The following is a 19,128-nucleotide window of genomic DNA, read 5'->3' as shown; positions in this document are numbered from 1 at the left end:
TCTCCTCCCACCAGTCATTAATTTTCAGGTTCAAGCATGATTGTCGCCAAGGGCGGCAGGGTAATCGAGCAGGTGATGTTGCCGCCGGCATCGACGGCCTGCACGCGCCCGCCATTGCCCTTACCGCTGCCGCCGTAGATGTCGGCATCGGTGTTCAGTATTTCCCGCCAGCGGCCTGCGAAGGGCAGGCGGATCATGTAGTTCTCGCGGTAGACGGGGGTGAAATTGGTGATGACGGCGATCGGCTTCTGGCCCGGCGCCTTGCGCAGCCAGGCAAAGACGGAGTTCTGGTGGTCGTCGGCGACGAGCCATTCGAAACCTTCGCCCTCGCAGTCCCGCTCATGCAGTGCCGGCTTGCTGCGATAGGTGAAATTGAGATCGCGCACCAGGCGGCGCATGCCCTCGTGCATGCGGTATTGAAGCAGGTTCCAATCGAGCGACTTTGCCTCGCTCCACTCGCTCCACTGAGCGAATTCCTGGCCCATGAACAGCAGCTTCTTGCCGGGATAGCCCCACATATAAGCGTAGTAGGCGCGCAGATTGGCGAATTTCTGCCAGTCGTCGCCCGGCATCTTGGCGATCAGCGAGCCTTTGCCATGGACAACCTCGTCATGCGAGAGCGGCAGCACGAAATTTTCCGAATAGGCGTAGAGCAGGCCGAAGGTAAGTTCGTTGTGATGGTGCCCGCGATATATGGGATCGCGGCTCATGTAGCTCAGCGTGTCGTGCATGAAGCCCATGTTCCACTTGAAGCCGAAGCCGAGGCCGCCTTCATGCACGGGTTGCGAGACCTTCGGCCAGGACGTCGATTCCTCGGCGATGGTCATGACGTTGGAATGCTGGCCGTAGATGCGGATGTTGAGATCCTGCAGAAAGCGGACCGCTTCGAGGTTTTCGTTGCCGCCATATTCGTTCGGGATCCACTCGCCGTGCTTGCGGGAATAATCGAGATAGAGCATCGAGGCGACGGCATCGACGCGCAGACCGTCGAGATGGAATTTCTCGGCCCAGTAGAGTGCGTTGTTGACGAGATAGGAAACGACCTCGGTGCGGCCGAAATTGTAGATCGCCGTACTCCAGTCGGGGTGGAAGCCTTTGCGCGGGTCTTCGTGCTCGTAGAGTGCCGTGCCGTCGAACCAGCCGAGGCCGTGCTCGTCGGTCGGGAAATGCGCCGGCACCCAGTCGAGGATGACGCCGATGCCGACCTTGTGGCAGCCGTTGACGAAACGGGCGAAACCTTCCGGCTCGCCGAAACGGGCGGTCGGCGCGTAAAGGCCGGTCGTCTGGTAACCCCAGGAAGGATCATAGGGGTGCTCTGTGATCGGCAGGAATTCGATATGGGTAAAACCCATGTCGGCGCAATAGGGGATGAGGCTGGAGGCAAGCTCGTCCCAGGAAAGCATCGTGCCGTCCTGCCGTCGCTGCCATGAGGCGGCATGCACCTCGTAGATCGAGATCGGCTGGCGGCGCTTGTCGGCCTCGCGCCAGTGCTTCAGATGGGCTTCGTCTTCCCACTCCTGCTCCAGCTCGGCGGCGGTAATGGAGGCGGTTTTCGGCCGCAGTTCGCTGCGGCGGGCGAAGGGGTCGGCCTTCAGCGGCAGCAGCACGCCGTCCTGGCCGCGGATTTCGAACTTGTAGGCAACGCCGATCGGGACATCGGGAGCAAAGATCTCCCAGATGCCGCTATCGGCGCGGAAGCGCATGACGTGGCGGCGACCGTCCCAATTGTTGAAATCGCCGACGACGGAGACGCGTTGCGCATTCGGGGCCCAGACGGCGAAATGGATGCCCTGGGCGCCGTCATGCTTGATGAGGTGGGCGCCCATCTTGTCGAACAGGCGCAGATGCGAGCCCTGCCGGGCAAAATAATCATCCATCGGCCCGAGCACCGGACCGAAGCTGTACGGATCGGTGACGGCCCATTCGGCATCGCCGCGCCGGGCGCGGTAACGCACCGGCTGGAGCTTGGTCAGGGAAACCGGGCCGGCGAAAAAGCCATCGGTGTGAAGTGGCTTGAGTTCGCCGATGACGCCGCCGTCGAGCGTCATGGCGGTCACTTCCTCCGCGCCCGGAATGAAACACCGGGCGACGAAGGTGTCGCCTGTCTGGTGCACACCCAGCACGGCAAAGGGATTGGAATGCGATCCGGCAAGGATCGCTGCGATTTCATCTGCCGAAATTTCCCAGGAAAGCTTTACTTCAGGGACGGTTTTCGGCGTTTTCATCCGGCTCTCCAGATTTCGTCTGCATATTGCCTGATCGTCCGGTCGGAAGAGAACCAGCCCATCCGCGCCGTGTTGTTGATCGTCTTGGTGTACCAGGCGGACTGGTTGGTCCAGATCTGATCGACTTCGCGCTGCGCCTGGGCATAGGCGTCGAAATCGGCAGCGACCATGAACCAGTCGTGGGAGTAGATGCCGTCGATCAGCGCCGTGTAGCGGTTGCGGTCATCGGGGGAGAAAACGCCGGAACCGATGGCCGAAAGCGCCTGGGCGAGTTCGCGCGATCCCTCGATGATGGCGCGGGGATTGTGGCCGTCGCTGCGGACCTTCGCGACCTCGTCGGCTCTGAGGCCGAAGATGACGATATTGTCCTCGCCGACATTGTCGCGCATCTCGACATTGGCGCCGTCGAGTGTGCCGATCGTCAAGGCGCCGTTAAGGCCGAACTTCATGTTACCGGTGCCGGATGCTTCCATGCCGGCGGTAGAGATCTGCTCGGAGAGGTCGGCGGCCGGAACCATGACTTCGGCGAGCGAGACATTGTAATTCGGCACGAAGACGACCTTCAGCAGGCCGCGCACCGACGGGTCGTTGTTGATCGTGCGGGCGACGTCGTTGATCAGCTTGATGATCAGCTTGGCGTTGTAGTAGCTCGGTGCCGCCTTGCCGGCGAAGAGTTTCACGCGCGGCACCCAGTCGAGCTCCGGATGCGAGCGGATCTGGTCGTAGAGCGCGACGGCTTCGATGATGTTCAGAAGCTGGCGCTTGTATTCGTGGATGCGCTTGATCTGGATGTCGAACATTGCCGACGGATCGAGCTTCACGCCCATGCGGCTGGCGACGAGATTGGAGAGCGCCACCTTGTTGGCGCGCTTCACCGCCGCAAACTTCTGCTGGAAGGTCGGGTCGGAGGCGAACTTGTCGAGCGGCGTCAGCTTCTCGGCATCGTCAAGGAATTCGTCGCCGATCGCCTCGCGGATCAGGCCGGTGAGACCGGGATTGCACTGCTGCAGCCAGCGGCGCGGCGTGATGCCGTTGGTCTTGTTGTTGATGCGGTCGGGATAGAGCTTGTGCAGGTCGGCGAAGACCGTGACCTTCATCAGTTCGGTGTGCAGCGCCGAGACGCCGTTGATCGAATGCGAACCGATGAAGGCGAGGTTGCCCATGCGCACGCGGCGGTCGCCGCTTTCCTCGATCAGCGAGATCGAGCGGATTTCGCTGTCGGAGAAGTTTTTGCCCTTGCGGGCTTCGAGCAGGATCTTGGCGTTGATCGCGTAGACGATCTGCATGTGGCGCGGCAGCAGCCGCTCGAACAGCGGAACCGGCCAGCTTTCCAGCGCTTCGGGCAGAAGCGTATGGTTGGTGTAGGAGAAGGTGCGGCGGGTGATATCCCAGGCCTGATCGAAATCCATGCCGTGCACGTCGCAGAGCAAGCGCACGAGTTCGGCGACCGAAACCGCGGGATGGGTATCGTTGAGCTGGATCGCCACCTTATCCGGCAGCGAAGTGAAATCGTCATATTGCTGCAGATGGCGGCGCAGGATGTCCTGCAGCGAGGCCGACGAGAAGAAGAATTCCTGGCGCAGACGCAGTTCCTGACCGGCAGGCGTCGCGTCGGCAGGATAGAGAACCCGAGTCAGGCTTTCGGCCTTGTTGCTTTCGCGCAGCGCGCCGATATGGTCGCCGGCATTGAAAGCATCGAGCAGGATCGGATCGATCGGTTGCGCCGACCAGAGGCGCAGCGTGTTGACGCGCTTGCCGCGCCAGCCGACGGCCGGCGTATCGAAGGCGGCGGCAATGACGCGTTCGGCCGGCTTCCAGACGTAGCGCGGCTGATCGTCGTGGGTGGTGATGAATTCGACGGCACCGCCGAAGCCGATTTCATAGGAACTCTCGCGGCGCTCGAATTCCCAGGGATTGCCGTGAGCGAGCCAGTTCTCGGGCAGTTCCACCTGCCAGCCGTCGGCCATCTGCTGGCGGAAGAGGCCGTGGACGTAGCGGATGCCGTAGCCATAGGCCGGAACGTCGACCGTGGCCATGCTTTCCATGAAACAGGCGGCCAGCCGACCGAGACCGCCGTTGCCGAGCGCGGCGTCCGGCTCCAGGCCGGCGATGACGTTGACGTCGACGCCGAGCGAGGCAAGCGCATCCCGCACCTCTTCCATCAGCCCGAGGTTCGAGACGGCATCGCGCATCAGGCGGCCGATCAGGAATTCGAGGGAAAGATAATAAACTCGCTTGGCGCCGGTTGCATAAACTTCGCGGGTGGAGGCCATCCACCGATCGATGATGCGGTCGCGGACCACCAGGATCGTCGCCGTCAGCCAGTCATGCGGTTTTGCCACCTTGGCATCCTTGCCGATGCGGTAGGTCAGACGTTCGATGATTTCTTCGGCGAGAATTTCCGGCTTTGAGCTGCGCGGGGCGGGGGAGGGAATAACTGGCTTGGAAACGGTATTCATGGTCAGATCTCGCCAATTTTAATTTGGTTTCAGGCTATTAAGCCTGATCTAATCGATTTGTCGCTTGTCTCAGCGACAGTTTATGCATCGTTAGGAAGCACTTGCAACAAGGGATTTGGACAAACGAAAAATTTGCGAAACCTTCATATTCCGTGGGTTCGAGGGGATTGATTTCAATCGCTTTTCCCGATCAGATGGGTGGGACAGCGATAACGAAAAGCCGCGCCGGTTTGTTCCGGCGCGGCTTTTTCGTTGGGCTTTTCGCCTGATGTATCGTCAGTTCGTCAGGCGCGTCACCTGTGCGGCGCTCTTTGCTCCGATCGCCTCAAAGGCGGCAAGGAGGTCTTCCATTTTTTCCGCCTGGAAATAATGGGAGTCGTCGGAGGCGCAATAATGCAGCAGCGCCTGTCCGCCTGCGGGTGCCATAAAGGCAATCGTATAGATTTCGATGCCCTTCGATTTCGCGTCGTCGCATGTCTTCTTCGTCGCTGTGTCATAGGAACGGCCGCCGCTGCTATCATTGTTGTTGTCGCCGTCCGTCATGAAGACGATGTACTTCTTGGGTATTTGCCCGGTCTTGAGCTTATGAGCAGCGTCCTCGGCGTCATTGCCCGCGGCGTTCTTGGCGGTGAGGGACGTATAAGCCGTGTTCACGGCGCCGCTTGAATTCGTGCCGCCTCCCGACTGGAGCGCGTTGACGTAGCTCGTGACAGCTGCAGTTCCCCAGGCGAGACTGCTGGCCGGGTATTCAACGATATCGTAGGATACCGCGCCTGTGCGCACATATTCGGCACTGGGATCCACGCTGTCGAGCTGACCGAAGAGTTTGCCAGCGGCGAGCTTCAGTGCTTCTATCTTTGTGTAATAACGCGTACGCGTGCCGGTGCACGTGTCGTAGATTGTCTTGCCCTTTTTGTTGGGGTGAGGGTTGCAGTCATAGGTAAACGGTTCCGTCGTGAGGGTGGTGGTAGGATCTCCCATCGACCCCGACTTATCGAGTGCGAGGAACATGGAGATCGAACCTTGGGCCTGTGAGTGACCGCCGACCGACGTGCTGGAGGTCGAAAGGTGCTGCGTCGTAAAGCCGATCGCCTGCATGAGCGGATTGACCGAGAGGTTGTAACCCGGCGAAACCGTTACCTGGTAGGATGTCGATTTGCCCGACGTCGTCGTCTGCACGTTAACGCCTGTCGCGTTCTTGATGTCGACGCCGCTCTGAAGATAGTTCGCCATCTGCCCGGCCACGTAATTCCGCGCGAAGGCTTCGGCCTGTGACGTTTGGAGCGTGCCGTTTGCCAGGGCGGTCGCGGTTGCGAGCGCGGCCGAATCGGCCGCTTCCTGGAGTTGCTGTTTGGAGAGCAACATGTCGCCCACCTGGACCGCCATGCCGGCGACACCGAGGAGGACGGGCATCATGATCGCCGTCATGATGCCGAAATTGCCGCCACGGTCGCTCAACATGCGACGCAGGCAGGGATGCAAGAAGGAGGTGCGCATCATGTTCACCCGAAATGGACCCTGTGGGTTACATTAGGCATCGCTACTTCTTTACGCCGTCCTTACGGCGTCCATTCAATTCTAACGAATCGGCGGATTTTTCCAGTTTTGGGATTATTTCAGCGGGATCACATCGACCGCTTGGACAGCGCGCTGGCCGCCATAGCTTTTCAATACGCCGATCACGGGAACGACGTCGGAATAGTCCCGGCCATAGGCGACGACGATGTGGTCCATGCCGGCTGATATGTCGTTGGTCGGGTCGAGTTCGATCCAGCCGATTGTCTCGCCGCACCAGATCCTGACCCAGGCGTGCATGGCATCTGCCCCTTCCAGCCGCTCCTTGCCGGGCGGCGGGATGGTGCGCAGGAAACCGGAGACGTAGCCGGCCGGAATGCCGAGGCTTCTGAGCGCCAGGATCATGATGTGGGTGAAATCCTGACAGACGCCGCGCTTCAGCCTGAACGCTTCGAGCGGCGTCGTGTCGACCGTCGTCGCTTCGGGGTCGTAGGTGAAATCCTTGTTGATGCGGGCGCAGAGTGCATGGGCGATCCGCATCGCCGTCAGGCCAGGCATGGCGCAGCTTCGCGCATAGTCGCTGATCTCACGCGCCTGCGTCAGGCGCGGGCTGTCGCCGAGGAAATGGTGCGGCGAATCCGGCGCCAGCGACCAGATGCCTGCTATCTCTTCCGGCAGATCGGCAAGCAGCGGCGAGAAATCGGCGGCGATCGGCTGGCTTTCCACCTGCACGCGGGCCTGCATGCGAATGTCGAGCGTCTCGTGCGGCGCGCGCACCATGAAGGAGGTGGCTGGATGATCGAAGAAATCGACGAAATGCGATTGCTCGTCCGGCGTCGGCGAGATGGTGATCGAGCCGGCGACCAGGCGCTGCCGATTGGTCAACGACAGCGGCATGAGGCGCATGATGTGACGGGCGCCGGAGGCCGGCACGTCGTAGCTGTAACCCATGCGGAGAGAAAGGTCGTAGAGCATCGACGTCACCCGAGATAGGTCTGGGCGAGCAGATCGGAAAGCTGTTCCAATTCGCGTTCGAGCCGTTGATAGACTTCGACCCCCATGCCCTCCGGCGTCATCACCGCCAGGCCGGAATGGAGCCGCATCGCCTCGCGGTAGAAGGGCGACATCTGGCCGTTGATCAGCGCATTCGGCAATTGCTCGACCTCGTGATGGATCTCGTTCACCTGGAAGAGAACCGAGCGAGGATTGAGCGGGTCGAGCGCCAGCAGGTCGGTGACGGTCAGCCGCGCCGTGTTGACGTTGTAGCGGCGGCGGTGGGTCATGACGCTGTCGCCGATCTCCAGCAGCATGTCGAGCGCCCCGTCGGGCGCTTCCGGGCCGGACATGTGGCCGAGCAGCCGGGTCATGTGCAGGCCGCGCTCGATGTAGCGGCCGAGCGAGAGGAAGCGCCAGCCCATGAAGCGGTACATGTTTTCGTGCACCAGGCCGGCAAAGCCCGCGAGCTTGCGCAGCAGGATCGTCATCGCATGGCTGGCATCATCACCGGCAGTGACGCTGACGCGGAAGCGGCGGGCGGTCTTGGCGAGATCGTTGAGCGCGAGCCAGCCGTCCGGCGAGAAACGGTCGCGAATATTGCTCGCCGAATAAACGGCGCTGTCGATGTTGCGCAGCAGCCTTTCCGGCACGGGTTCGGCAGTATCGATATCGACGGCCGCCAGATATTCGGAGACGTCGGCGAGCAGCGGCTGGCTCGGATCGGCGGCTTCGGCATAACGCGCATGCCAGGCACGCAAGATGCGCAACGCCCCTTCGGCACGCTCGATATAGCGGCCGAGCCAGAACAGGTTGTCGGCCGCCCGGCTCGGCAGGCTGCCCGGCATGTTGCGGGTGAAGCTGCCCTCGGCCGGCAGCAGCGTGTGGCGCTCGACCGGCTTGTCGCTGACGATCCAGACGTCGGCGGCCGCTCCGCCCGACTGCATGGCGATCGCCGCAACATCGGCACCGGAGCCGATGCGGGCAAAACCGCCGGGCATGATCTGCCAGCCGTTCGCCGTGCGGGCGGCAAAGACGCGCAGCGACATCGGCCGCGGCACCAGCTTGCCGTCCACCCAGGCGGGCGTCGTCGACAGCGTCACGACCTCTTGTCCCACCAGTTTCGGGCCGTCGGAACTCAGCCAATCGGTAATGGAATCCTTGGCGGTCGCGCGCAGCGACGCGCCAAGCACGGATTCGCCGTTGTCGTCGAAGAAGGGGGCGCGGGAATAGGCCGGGCCGATCACCATCTTCTCGATATTCTTTGCGACGTGCTCGCGCTCTTCCTTCTGGCCGCACCACCAGGTGGCAATCGAGGGCAGTTGCAGATCCTGGCCCAGGAGACGGCGACAGATGGTCGGCATGAAGGCCAGAAGCGCCCGGGTTTCGAGAACGCCGGTGCCGAGCGCATTGACGATGGTGACGCTTTCGGCGCGCAGCGCTTCGACGAGACCGGGCGTACCGATATGCGAATTCTGGTTCAGTTCCAGCGGGTCGGCAAAAGCCGAGTCGAGGCGGCGCCAGAGCACGCCGATCGGCTTCAGGCCGGCGACGGTGCGCACCATGACGCGGCCCTTGACGACGGTGAGGTCTTCGCCCTCGAGCAGCATGAAACCGAGATAACGGGCGATGTAGGCGTGCTCGTAATAGGTCTCGTTGGCCGGCCCCGGCGTCAGCACGGCGATACGATCGTCACCCGAATGTTTCATGCCCTGCAGCGCGTCGCGGAAGGCGCCGAAGAAGGAGGCGAGGCGATGGACGGGGGTTTCGGCATAGATATCCGAGAAGGCCCGGGTCGTGGCGACGCGGCTTTCCAGTGCAAAACCAGCGCCTGAGGGGGCCTGCGTCCGGTCGGCCAGCACCCACCAGTTGCCGTCGGGGCCGCGGCCGATTTCGAAGGCACAGAAATGCAGATAGTGGCCGGAGGCCGGCCGGATGCCGGTGAGCGGGCGCTGGAATTCGGGATTGGCGGCGATCAGCGCCGGCGGCAGCACCCCTTCTTCCACCAGCCGGTTATCGCCGTAGATATCGGCGACGATCGCCTCCAGCAGGTCGGCGCGCTGGACGAGGCCCGCCGACAGCGCCTGCCATTCGCGCTCGTCGATCAACACCGGGATATGAGAAATCGGCCAGGCGCGTTCGCCGGTGCCCTTGCTGCCGTAGGCGCGATAGAAGACGCCGGCATCCCTGAGATAACGGTCGGCGCGGGCGAAACGCTCCGCGAGGTCTTTTTCCGGCATTGCGCCGAGATGCGAGAGAAAACGCTGCCAGACAGGTCGGACGACGCCTTTGTTGTCGACCATCTCGTCGGCGATGCCGGGAAGCGGCGCATAGTCGAAGGCCGCATCCTTGCCGATGCGGTCCTCTGCCTCGCCCTTGCGCTCCACTGCCGGTCTCTTACCCATCAAACTCCAACTTCAACCTTCGGCCTTACCCCCCGGGGTCAAATCCCGGCCGGCCGCCTCAGGTCCAGCGTCAGCGGGAATTCAAGCGAACCCGTCTCGGCACGCGGGATATATCCGCCCGCCGTATGTCCCCAGGGCTCGAAGCGGGCGAGCCGCCTTGCTTCCGCCTCGTTGCCGTTGACCGGGAAGGTGTCATAGGTCCGGCCGCCCGGATGGGCAACATGATAGATGCAGCCGCCGATCGAACGCTTCGACCATGTATCATAAATGTCAAAAGTCAAAGGCGTGTTGACGGGCAGCACGGGATGCAGGCCGGAGGCCGGCTGCCACGCCTTGTAACGGACGCCGGCGACCGACACGCCTGACGTGCCGGTCGGCGTCAGCGGCAGCATACGGCCGTTGCAGGTGACGGTGTAGCGTCCGGTATTGCCGGTTTCGAACCGCACCTGCAGGCGCTCGACCGAGCTGTCGACATACCGCACCGTGCCCCCGATGGCGCCCTCTTCGCCCATGACATGCCAGGGCTCCAGCGCCTGGCGCAGTTCCAGCTTCGAGCCCTCGTATTCGACTTCGCCGCAGAAGGGGAAGCGGAATTCGAGCTGGGCCTTGAACCATTCCGGGCTGAGGTCGAAACCGTTTTGGCTGAGGTCGGCAAGCACGTCGAGGAAATCGGCCCAGACGAAATGCGGCAGCATGAAACGGTCGTGCAGGGTGGTGCCCCAGCGGACGAATTTACCGTCGACCGGATTGATCCAGAAACGGGCGATCAGCGCGCGTACCAGCAATTGCTGGGCAAGCGACATGCGCGCGTTCGGCGGCATTTCGAAGCCGCGGAACTCGATGAGACCTAACCGTCCGGTCGGGCCGTCGGGCGAAAACAGCTTGTCGATGCAGATTTCGGCACGGTGGGTGTTGCCGGTCACGTCGGTCAAGAGGTTGCGGAACAGGCGGTCGACGAGCCAGGGCAGCGGCGGCTGGCCGCGGCCGGGGGCTGCGATCTGCGCCATGGCGATTTCCAGTTCGTAGAGGCCGTCGTGACGCGCCTCGTCGATGCGCGGCGCCTGGCTGGTCGGGCCGATGAACAGGCCGGAGAAGAGGTAGGAGAGCGAGGGGTGGCGCTGCCAGTGGAGGACGACGCTCTTCAAGAGATCGGGACGGCGCAGGAAGGGGCTGTTGTTCGGATTGGCGCTGCCGACGACGACATGGTTGCCGCCGCCGGTGCCGGTATGGCGGCCGTCGATCATGAACTTGTCGGCGCCGAGCCGGGTGGCGCGCGCCTCCTCGTAGATCGCCGTGGTGATGTCCACGCATTCCTTCCAGTTGGAGGCCGGATGGATATTGACCTCGATAACGCCGGGATCCGGGGCGACGCGGATGACGTTGATGCGCTCATCCTGCGGCGGCGGATAACCTTCGATGTGGACGGGAAGCTTGAGTTCGGCGGCGGCGTTTTCGGCCGCGGCAATCAGCTCGAGATAGTCTTCGATACGTTCGACCGGCGGCATGAAGACGCAGAGCCTGCCGTCGCGCGGCTCGACCGACATGGCGGTGCGCACGGCGCCGCCGATGTCACCGAGCGTCTGTTCGATCCGGCTGCGATTGCTGTCGCCGGCATGAAAGGAGGCTTCCGGCATGGCGCGGCCGGCCGGTACGAAGACGTCAGGCAGCGGTTGGCGCGGCGTCGTGGGATCGGCGGGATGGATATAGGGATAACGCGCCGGGGGGACATAGGGCAGGGTGCCGAGCGGCAGGCGATAGCCAATCGGGCTGTCGCCCGGAACGAGGAAGATCCTGCCGCGGCGGGTGTTCCATTTCTCGCTGACCCAGACACGGCTTTCAGCCGCCCTGGCGTTCCATGCCTGCACAGGAAGGACGTAACCTGTGGGGACGGTCAGGCCGCGGGCAAACACCCGGGCGATACGGTTGCGCTCCTCGGGATCCTTCAGCTTCGAATTCGCCGGATCGACGTTTTCGGGAAGATTGCCCTCCTTGATGATCCAGTCGGCCGGATCCTCATAGGCCGGCTGCACCATATCTGGCTTGATCGCCAATTCCTTTGCGATGGCCGTCAGAAACTTCTCGGCATCCTCGGCGGTGACGCCGGTATCCTTGCCCTCGGCGGCGACCAGATCGAGGTTCTGCCAGACCGGTTTGCCGTCGCGGCGCCAGTAGAGCGAGAAGGTCCAGCGCGGCAGGCTTTCACCCGGATACCATTTGCCCTGGCCGTAATGCAGGAAGCCGCCGGGGGCGAAGCGTTCCTGCAGCCTGCGGATCAGGCCGTCGGCCTTTTCGCGCTTGGTCGGGCCGACGGCAGCGGTGTTCCATTCCTCGGACTGGAAATCGTCGATCGAGACGAAGGTCGGCTCGCCGCCCATCGTCAGGTGCACATCCTCGGCTTCGAGGACACGGTCGACTTTCTCGCCGAGCTCGTTGAGTTCATCCCAGCTTTCGTCGGAGAAGGGCTTGGTGATGCGCGGATGTTCGGCGACGCGCGAGACCTTCATGTCGAAGGCGAATTCGGTTTCGGCCTCGCCGAAATAACCGCCGGAGATCGGCGCGGCATTGCGGTAATGCGGCGTGGCGGCAAGCGGAATATGGCTTTCGCCGGTCAGCAAGCCGGAGGTGGGGTCGAGGCCGACCCAGCCGGCGCCGGGCAGATAGACCTCCGCCCAGGCATGCAGGTCGGTGAAATCGACTTCGGTGCCGGAGGGACCGTCGAGCGCCTTCAGATCCGGCGTCAGCTGGATGAGATAGCCGGAGACGAAGCGGGCGGCGAGGCCGAGATGACGAAGGATCTGGACGAGCAGCCAGCTGGTGTCACGGCAGGAGCCCTTGGCGCTTTCCAGCGTCTCTTCCGGTGTCTGCACGCCGGTTTCCAACCGGATGACGTAGCCGATCTGCCGCTGCAGGCGGGCATTGAGGCCGACGACCATATCGATGGTCGGTTGGCCGGGCGACCAGTCGAGCGTCGGCAGCAGCGCCTTCAGGCGCGGGCCGGCCGGCTCGGGCGTCATGTAGATCGACAGATCTTCCTGGATCGTTTCCGGATATCCGAAGGGCCACTTGGTTGCCTCTTCCTCGACGAAGAAATCGAAGGGATTGTAGACCGTCATGTCGGCGACGAGATCGACCTCGATCTTGAATTCCGTCACCGGGTCCGGGAAGACGTAGCGGGCGAGATAATTGCCGTAAGGGTCCTGCTGCAGATTGACGAAATGGTTTGAAGGCGTGACCTTCAGCGAGTGGCTGAGCACTCGCGTCTTCGAATGCGAGGCAGGTTTCAGCCGGATGATCTGGGGGCCGAGGCGGACCGGCTTGTCATAGGTGTAATGGGTCAGATGATAGATGCTGGCTTTGATCGACATATTGCTCTTTTTATCCGGCGCGCATCGTTGTGCGGCTTGCTGTTCCCGAAATCAGTGTGTGCAATGCAGCGAGAGAAAGCAAGGAGGGTCAAAGCCTTTTACGCCGCCTTGGCGAAGGTGACGGCCGCCTTCAGACCTTTGCCGTTCTGGCCCGGCTCCAGCGTCAGGTCGGCGTTGAAAAGATTGGCGATTTCCTCGACGATCGGCAGGCCGAGGCCGGCGCCCGGCGCACCCGTTTCGTTGCCGCGCGAAAAACGCCCGCGCACCGCCTCCAGTTTGTTGTGCGGAATCCCGGGGCCGTTGTCCTCGACTTCGAGGCGGATCGTCTCGGCTGCTGCGATGATACGGACGGTGACCTCGGCTCCCTTGCCGGCATAGGCGATGGCATTTCCGGCAAGGTTGCGCAGCATTTCGCCGATCAGCAGCGGCTCGGCGCGGATCATCGCCGGGCTCTCGCCCTCGAAACCGAGATCGATGCCGGCGACGGCAGCCGTCGGGATCTGCTCGCCGGTGATTTCCTGGGCGATTGCCGCAAGATCGATGGCAGAGGCGGTCAGCGCCTCCTTGGCGGTGGCGGCGTCGATCTTTGCCATCAGCAGAAGCTGGGCGAGGATGCGCTCGGCATGCGCCACGGCCTGGTCGCCCTTCAGCGCGGCTGCCTGCGCCTCGTCAAGCGACCCGGCACGGGCGGAAAGCGCAAGCTGGGTGCGGATGATCGCCAGCGGCGTGCGCAGCTGATGGCTGGCATTGCCGGTGAAATGGCGTAGCGCATCGAGCGCCGATTGCAGGCGAACCATGAAGCTATTCACCGTATCGACCAGCGGCTCGACCTCACTCGGCACAATCTCTTCGATCGGATGCAGATCATCGGGGCTGCGCTCGCCGATGGCGTCGCCGAGTTTATAGAGCGGACGCAGAGCCACCGTGACCGAGATCCAGACAATGACGGCGGCGCCGGCAATCATGACGGCAAGACGCAATGCCGAGCGGACGAGGATCGCCTGGGTCAACTGCCGGCGGGCAATCGTGGTTTCGGCGACCGTCACCACGAAAGGCACCGAGCGGATGCCGGTCGAGGCCGAGCGTTCGAGCGTGGCGATGCGGATCGGCTCGCCGCGAAAGGTGTCGTCGGCGAAGGCGGCCGCACCGCTCGGCGTCTTCTTGAGGACCGGTAGAGCCTGGTAGCCGGTGATGAATTGACCCGGCGGGCCGTCGACGCGGTAGAAGACGCGGTCCTGGGCGGCCGAGGTCAGCATTTCGAGCGCGACATAGGGGATATCGACTTGCAGCGTGCCGTCTTCGGCGACGACGACGCGTTCGGCGATTGCCAGTGCCGATCCGGCGAGCACACGGTCGGAGACGATGTTCGAGGTCTGAACCGCCTCGCGATAGGTATCGGCAAGCGCCAGCGTGCCGATGACGGCGGTGGAGACGAGCAGCCAGAAGAGCAGCCGGCGCCTGAGAGAATAGGCCGATGTCATGAGGCCTCGGGCAGCTTGTCGAGATAATAGCCGATACCGCGGGCAGTCTTGACCGTCAGGCCGTGCGGCGAGAGGCGTTTCCTCAGGCGGCTGACATATTGCTCGATGGCATTTGCCGAAATGTCGTCGTCGAAGGCCGTCAGCGACTGTATGATCGCCTCCTTGGCGACGACCTTGCCGGCCCGCATGAAAAGAATTTCGAGCAGGCCAAGCTCGCGGGCGGGAATGTCGAGGGGCGTGGCGCCCGCCGAAAAGGTGCGGGAGTTGAGGTCGAAGGAGATGCCGCCGAAACCGACTGTCGCCGAACGCAATCCGGCCTGGCGGCGCAGCAGCACGCGCACGCGGGCCTCGAATTCTGATATGTCGAAGGGTTTGATCAGATAATCGTCGGCGCCGAGATCGAGACCCTTCACCCGCTCTTCCGGCGTGCCGCGTGCTGTCAGGATGAGGACGGCGGCCTGGTTCTGTCGGGCACGCATGGCGCGCAGCACATCGAGTCCGTCCATCTCGGGCAGATTGAGGTCGAGAATGACAAGATCGAAATTTTCAGCGGCGATGACCGCATTGGCAGAGGCGCCGTCATGGACGACGTCGACGGCATGGCCCGTGCCGCGCAAGATCGCCGACAGGCCGTCGGCCAGCGCGATATTGTCTTCGGTGAGCAGAATGCGCACGGATGGTTCCCCTGTTTTTCAGCGAGATTACAGAGGTGCCGATACGCCGGTCAACGGCGCCCACGAAAAGGCGCTTTCAGCTGGCGGTCCTCTCGATCCGTTCGCGCTGCGTCATCGCGGCGGCGAGCAGCTGCTGGAAGCGGCGATCGCCGCGGATGTTATCGAGATCGGAATCATTGTCGAACCATTTGATATGGTAGACGGAGCTGTGCGGCAGCAGCTTCTGCAGCAGGTCGATCGCCTGGTCGACGTCGCCGAGGACCGAATAGACGCAGGCGAGATTATACTGCGCGACGATGTCGTTGGGATCGATGGCGATCGCTCGCGCCGCCCAGTCTCTGGCCCTTTTGACATCACCGAGATGGGCAAGCGCCAAAGCGCCGCGATGGGCCGGGCCTGAATTCTCCGGATTGAGATTCAGCGCGCGCTCGGCGCGCAGCAGGCCGAGGCGGGCCCAGTTTTCCCTGTCCACCGCCCGGCCGAGCGAATGGTAGGCGGCCATCAAATGGATCGGCGAGACATAATCGTCGGGGCGGATCTCCGCGGCGCGGGTGAAGTATTGAACCGATTCGGCAAAGTTGCCGTGCATGAAGAAGAAGCGGGCATAATGGAAATTCGCCTCGAAGAGGTTCGGGTCGAGCGCCAAGGCCCGTTCGAAGGCCGCCGCCGCCCTGTCGTCATAACCACTCTGATGCAGGGCGAGACCATGGGAGGCGTGGGCCTCGGGAAGGTCGGGATCAAGCGCGAGTGCGCGGGCGCTCATGTCGAGGATGCGCCGCAGCGGTACGTCGTCAGGCGCCCAGTCGCGGATCGCTGCGTCGCAATCGGCAATACCGGCATAGGCGCGGGCATAGTCGGGGTCGAGTTCGACCGCCTTGCAGAACATGCGCCTTGCGAGCTGGAGATAGGATTTGGTCCAGGTGTGGGAGAGCTGGCGGCCGCGTAGATAATAGGTATAGGCCTCGACATTGGCGGTCGGCTCACTGGCGATCGCCTTCTTTTCTTCCGGCAGCAGGCGCACCTTCAGCTGGCCGACGATCGCATGAGTGATCTCGTCCTGGATAGCGAAGATGTCGGTGAGGTCGCGATCGTAACGCTCGGCCCAGAGATGATCGCCATTGGCGGTGTCGATCAGCTGGCCGGAAATGCGCACGCGATTGCCGAAGATGCGCACGCTTCCCTCGAGCACGTAGCGCACGCCGAGTTCCTGGGCGAGCCGCTTCACCTTCACCGATATGCCCTTGTAGGTGAAGATCGTATTGCGCGGCACGACGTGCAGGCTGGAGATCTTCGAGAGATCGGTGATGATGTCTTCGGTGATCCCGTCGGAGAAATAGTCCTGATCGGCATCGCCGCTCATATTGGTGAAGGGCAGCACCGCGATGAAGCAGGTATTGCGGTTCTGGGCGACCAATTTCACCGAGGAGGGCGGCGTCAGGGTGACGGTATAGACCTGTACGGGCTGCCTGATGTTCTTCAGCGTATGTTCGCCGATAAAATCGAAGCCGAGATTGAGACGCGAGCCGACCTGATCGCGTACCGAGGCCGACACGGCGATGCCGCCCGGCGAGGCGATGCGCTCGAGTCTGGCGGCAAGATTGACGCCATCTCCGAAGATATCGCCGTTTTCGACCACGACGTCGCCGAGATTGATGCCGATGCGGAATTCGACGCGCTCGTCCTTGGGCACGCTCTCGTTGCGAGCCGCCATGCTGCGCTGGATTTCGGCGGCGCAGGCAACCGCATTCACCACGCTCTGGAATTCGGCAAGAATGCCATCGCCGGTGAGTTTGAAGATCCGGCCCTTGTAGTCCGAGATGCGAATGTCGACCAGCTCGCAGCGATGGCGGTTCAGCGCCTGCAGCGTGCCGGACTCATCGATGCCCATCAGTCGGCTGTAGCCAACGACATCCGCAGCGAGAATAGCGCTCAGCCGTCGTTCCATGACCCCTCCCAGGATCTTCCCAGTTCAGTTTGGCATTTTATAGATTTTTTGTCGTGTGAGGTCGTTTCCCGGACAGGAAATTCGGGCGGCTTCGACGGTTTGACACGGCAGCGCGACAATATATCGTCACCGATCTGCATCAATACTCTAAACGGGTGAAGGATAAGTCTTGTCGCTAATCCTTTATGGCGAAAATGGAGTTTAAGCGACAAAGAGGAGCGTTCTGCTTTCCCGATGCTTCCGAGATCGCCATGGCGACTACGCTTGCTGCGGATAGCAAGACTACGCTTGCTGGGGATAGCGAGGCAGTGGCATCTTCCTTCGACGGTTGCCGCGAGGCCGGCTCACGTTATTGTAAGTGCGGTTTCATATGCGATGGGGATTGGGATGACAGGTTCGGCCCGGAATTTTCTGGAGTTTCACGATGTTCCGGAGGCCGGGCTCCGATCGATCGTTGCTCGCGCCGGGGAGCTTGCCAGAGCCTGGGACAAGCGCACCATGCCGCAGAGCCTTGCGGGCAAACGCATCGCGCTGATTGCCGATGATGGCGGCTGGCGCAATACGAGTGCCTTCGATCTCGGCGTCCAGGCGATGGGCGGTATCTGCGTGCATGTGCCGATCGGGTTCAATGTCAGGGAGGAGACCGGCGATCTTGCGGGGTATCTCAGCAACTGGTTCGACATGCTGGTGATCCGCACGAAAGAGGTTGCGACGTTGAAGGCGGTGGCGGCAGCCGCGCCGGTGCCTGTCATCAATGCACGCACACGCTCCAACCATCCTTGCGAGACGCTCGGCGACCTTGCCTATATCAAGAGCCGGCGCGGCGCGATCGACGGGTTGAAGGTCGTCGGCGTGGCGGCGGATGCGAATATCCTGCGCTCCTGGGCCGAAGCCTCGATCGCATTGCCGATCGAGGTGGTGCAGGTCTTTCCCGGACGCTGGCATATAAGTGACGCCGCACTGCTCAACGAGCGCTTTCGCGCGAGCACCGATATGGGCGAGCTATTGGATGCCGACGTCGTCATCACCGATTCATGGCCGGGCGACGTCGCCTCGGAGGCGCTTGCCGGCTACCGGATCGGGACCGAAATTCTCGATCGTTTGCCAGAAGATGCAATCTTCCTGCCGTGCCCGCCGGTGATGCGCGGCCAGGAGGTGACGGCAGAGGCGATGGAGCATTCGCTTTGCCAAAGTCGCGCCGCCAAGGCCTTTCTGTTGCATGCGCAGAATGCGCTGATGGAGTGGGTCGCTGTCTAGATCTAGAGCGGTTCAGCTTTAAGGGAAGCGCAGGAGGTCGCGCATGGCGATACCGCCGTCTTTGGAGCCCGTCGGCAACACTCCACCAGCCGAAGCTGAAGAACGATACTACGTCATGCTGGACGCGCCAGTCATGGCCGCATAACTTAAACCAAACAGTCTCCGGCAAACCCGGGGCGGTTCCCCTTGAACGAGAGAACACACAATGCTTGGTTTCCTACGACGCAAAGCAGAACCGGACCCATCACCCAAAATCCTGCGGATTCCGTCGAAAAAGTTCAACGCCGCAGTGGGTGCTGCTATGGCGGCCAATCAGGAGTTACAGGAGATCGCGAGACGGGCAAAGTCTCGGATGAGGGATCACAAGAGACCAATCGAGCAAGGAGACCTTGAGGAAGTCCTACGAATGCTGTCCGATGCAATGCGGCGAATTGATAGCGAAATGGAAGATGAAATAGCAAAATCTGACGATCAAGGTGACACTGAATGGAACAAGGATGGATATGATCTACTTGTGGCTCCAACTTTTCGAATGGCCAACTCACCCCAGGAAATAATTGATCTTACGTTGAGAGCTGCAGACGGGGGTGCTAAGAGTGCCCGATTGGTTTATCAACTGGTAATTGCAGAGATGGATGTTGCTGTTGCGCGTTATTTTGTGACGCTAAACACAGGCATCAACACTGAATAGGAGCAAACCAGCTCAAATGTGGTTTGGATGCATAGGGGACGCCTAGGCCGCGAAGTTGGGTCACCTAGTAGCTCCCCGACCCCAAATGCCACTCAGCCCGCCTGCGTTCGCCCAGAGA

At 62.1% G+C, this 19,128-nt stretch carries 11 protein-coding genes; 2 read left to right on the top strand and 9 right to left on the bottom strand.

Annotation, left to right across the window (positions count from 1 at the left end; all coding sequences use genetic code 11):
• Positions 1 to 17 precede the first annotated feature (17 nt).
• The 9 genes from glgB to RHEC894_RS18560 all read right to left on the bottom strand — a co-directional run bounded on the left by glgB (position 18) and on the right by RHEC894_RS18560 (position 17,062).
• Positions 18 to 2,225 (bottom strand): 1,4-alpha-glucan branching protein GlgB, encoded by a 2,208-nt coding sequence (glgB, locus tag RHEC894_RS18600; RefSeq protein ID WP_085738377.1) that lies wholly within the window; start codon positions 2,223 to 2,225, stop codon positions 18 to 20.
• Positions 2,222 to 4,684, bottom strand: a complete 2,463-nt coding sequence (locus RHEC894_RS18595) for a glycogen/starch/alpha-glucan phosphorylase (RefSeq protein ID WP_085738376.1) — start codon at positions 4,682 to 4,684, stop codon at positions 2,222 to 2,224. Before RHEC894_RS18595 ends, glgB begins: the two co-directional genes overlap by 4 nt.
• Before the next feature lie 276 nt (positions 4,685 to 4,960).
• Positions 4,961 to 6,181 (bottom strand): TadE/TadG family type IV pilus assembly protein, encoded by a 1,221-nt coding sequence (locus tag RHEC894_RS18590; RefSeq protein ID WP_085738375.1) that lies wholly within the window; start codon positions 6,179 to 6,181, stop codon positions 4,961 to 4,963.
• A 114-nt stretch (positions 6,182 to 6,295) separates the two neighbouring features.
• Entirely contained in the window at positions 6,296 to 7,174 is an 879-nt protein-coding gene (locus tag RHEC894_RS18585; RefSeq protein WP_085739048.1) for a transglutaminase family protein, read from the bottom strand.
• A 5-nt stretch (positions 7,175 to 7,179) separates the two neighbouring features.
• Positions 7,180 to 9,597: a circularly permuted type 2 ATP-grasp protein gene (locus tag RHEC894_RS18580; RefSeq protein ID WP_085738374.1), complete on the bottom strand. Its 2,418-nt coding sequence runs from the start codon at positions 9,595 to 9,597 to the stop codon at positions 7,180 to 7,182.
• Between the two features lie 38 nt (positions 9,598 to 9,635).
• A complete protein-coding gene (locus RHEC894_RS18575) occupies positions 9,636 to 12,962 on the bottom strand; it encodes a transglutaminase family protein (RefSeq protein ID WP_085738373.1) in 3,327 nt (1,108 codons plus the stop codon).
• 98 nt (positions 12,963 to 13,060) lie between these two features.
• Positions 13,061 to 14,443, bottom strand: a complete 1,383-nt coding sequence (locus tag RHEC894_RS18570; protein ID WP_085738372.1) for a sensor histidine kinase — start codon at positions 14,441 to 14,443, stop codon at positions 13,061 to 13,063.
• On the bottom strand, positions 14,440 to 15,117 hold the full coding sequence (locus RHEC894_RS18565) for a response regulator transcription factor (RefSeq protein ID WP_085738371.1): 678 nt from the start codon (positions 15,115 to 15,117) through the stop codon (positions 14,440 to 14,442). The genes RHEC894_RS18570 and RHEC894_RS18565 overlap by 4 nt, the downstream gene beginning before the upstream one ends.
• A gap of 76 nt (positions 15,118 to 15,193) precedes the next feature.
• Positions 15,194 to 17,062 (bottom strand): adenylate/guanylate cyclase domain-containing protein, encoded by a 1,869-nt coding sequence (locus RHEC894_RS18560; protein WP_085738370.1) that lies wholly within the window; start codon positions 17,060 to 17,062, stop codon positions 15,194 to 15,196.
• Positions 17,063 to 17,449: 387 nt separating this feature from the next.
• Here RHEC894_RS18560 and RHEC894_RS18555 point away from each other — a divergent pair, with 387 nt between their 5' ends.
• Positions 17,450 to 18,319 carry an ornithine carbamoyltransferase gene (locus RHEC894_RS18555; RefSeq protein WP_085738369.1) on the top strand — a complete coding sequence of 290 codons (870 nt, stop codon included), beginning with the start codon at positions 17,450 to 17,452 and terminating at the stop codon, positions 18,317 to 18,319.
• Positions 18,320 to 18,725: 406 nt separating this feature from the next.
• Positions 18,726 to 19,010, top strand: a complete 285-nt coding sequence (locus tag RHEC894_RS33430) for a hypothetical protein (RefSeq protein WP_245339482.1) — start codon at positions 18,726 to 18,728, stop codon at positions 19,008 to 19,010.
• Positions 19,011 to 19,128: the final 118 nt, after the last annotated feature.

Source organism: Rhizobium sp. CIAT894, assembly GCF_000172795.2.
Lineage (GTDB): Bacteria > Pseudomonadota > Alphaproteobacteria > Rhizobiales > Rhizobiaceae > Rhizobium.
The sequence above is the reverse complement of the archived record's forward strand: the minus strand, read 5'-3'. Positions and strand labels throughout refer to the sequence as shown.

What these genes read in the sequence shown, in the direction of transcription:
- glgB (WP_085738377.1), bottom strand. Translation starts at nt 2,225, where the DNA reads ATGAAAACGCCGAAAACCGTCCCTGAAGTAAAGCTTTCCTGGGAAATT.
- RHEC894_RS18595 (WP_085738376.1), bottom strand. Translation starts at nt 4,684, where the DNA reads ATGAATACCGTTTCCAAGCCAGTTATTCCCTCCCCCGCCCCGCGCAGC.
- RHEC894_RS18590 (WP_085738375.1), bottom strand. Translation starts at nt 6,181, where the DNA reads ATGCGCACCTCCTTCTTGCATCCCTGCCTGCGTCGCATGTTGAGCGAC.
- RHEC894_RS18585 (WP_085739048.1), bottom strand. Translation starts at nt 7,174, where the DNA reads ATGCTCTACGACCTTTCTCTCCGCATGGGTTACAGCTACGACGTGCCG.
- RHEC894_RS18580 (WP_085738374.1), bottom strand. Translation starts at nt 9,597, where the DNA reads ATGGGTAAGAGACCGGCAGTGGAGCGCAAGGGCGAGGCAGAGGACCGC.
- RHEC894_RS18575 (WP_085738373.1), bottom strand. Translation starts at nt 12,962, where the DNA reads ATGTCGATCAAAGCCAGCATCTATCATCTGACCCATTACACCTATGAC.
- RHEC894_RS18570 (WP_085738372.1), bottom strand. Translation starts at nt 14,443, where the DNA reads ATGACATCGGCCTATTCTCTCAGGCGCCGGCTGCTCTTCTGGCTGCTC.
- RHEC894_RS18560 (WP_085738370.1), bottom strand. Translation starts at nt 17,062, where the DNA reads ATGGAACGACGGCTGAGCGCTATTCTCGCTGCGGATGTCGTTGGCTAC.
- RHEC894_RS18555 (WP_085738369.1), top strand. Translation starts at nt 17,450, where the DNA reads ATGACAGGTTCGGCCCGGAATTTTCTGGAGTTTCACGATGTTCCGGAG.
- RHEC894_RS33430 (WP_245339482.1), top strand. Translation starts at nt 18,726, where the DNA reads ATGCTGTCCGATGCAATGCGGCGAATTGATAGCGAAATGGAAGATGAA.